Source organism: Vibrio sp. 03_296, assembly GCF_002265885.1.
In genome coordinates this window covers 1-637 of the sequence record NZ_NPKW01000591.1, presented here as the reverse complement: position 1 = coordinate 637, position 637 = coordinate 1, and the positions used below count along the sequence as shown (strand labels likewise).

At 41.7% G+C, this 637-nt stretch carries 1 pseudogene; it reads left to right on the top strand.

The features are described 5' to 3' along the window. Positions 1–382 precede the first annotated feature (382 nt). Positions 383–637, top strand: a pseudogene (locus tag CIK04_RS26425) (cation:dicarboxylase symporter family transporter); the annotation flags it as partial.

Sequence of the window (637 nt, the reverse complement as noted above, 5' to 3'; positions counted from 1 at the left end):
CGAAAGTCACCTCAATGAACCTGACGCGATGTTAACGGCACTGGCAAACTTTGTTTCCAACATGAAGTCTGCAACACAAAAGTAACGTGGTAGACATCTAAACATCTATGAGATCGATTTCTTATTTTTCAGTAGAAATCGATCTTTTTTTTAACATTCCAACTCGCTTCCATCCCGGCTTGTAAACGAGCCATCACTCAATAAAATGTCACCTTTATATAAGGGCAAGCTATAGCAAACGTTTGCCCACTGCTTAAAAAATTGTCAATCGTCAATAAAACGCCTGATATTCACGCCCTCGCTTCTTATCCCATATTGCTAAATGTGRAATAAACGTGTAAAAATCTGATCGAATATTTATCCAAAGAACACTTTTCGTTCAGTGGGTAATTCTGGATTTTTAATATTTATTAGCACAGAGGTTATGGAAGTGTTAAAAGAAAAGAGTTTGTTACGCAACATTGGTGTGCAGGTTGTCATCGCCATGATCGTGGGTACTGCCGTTGGTGCCTTGATGGGTGATAGCGCCTCTATGTTTGCCCACTGGGGGCCATCTTCATCAACCTGATCAAGATGCTGGTTATCCCTCTTGCTCGCTGTTGCCCTAATTCTGGTGCAGCGGGCCTAGGCAATAGTC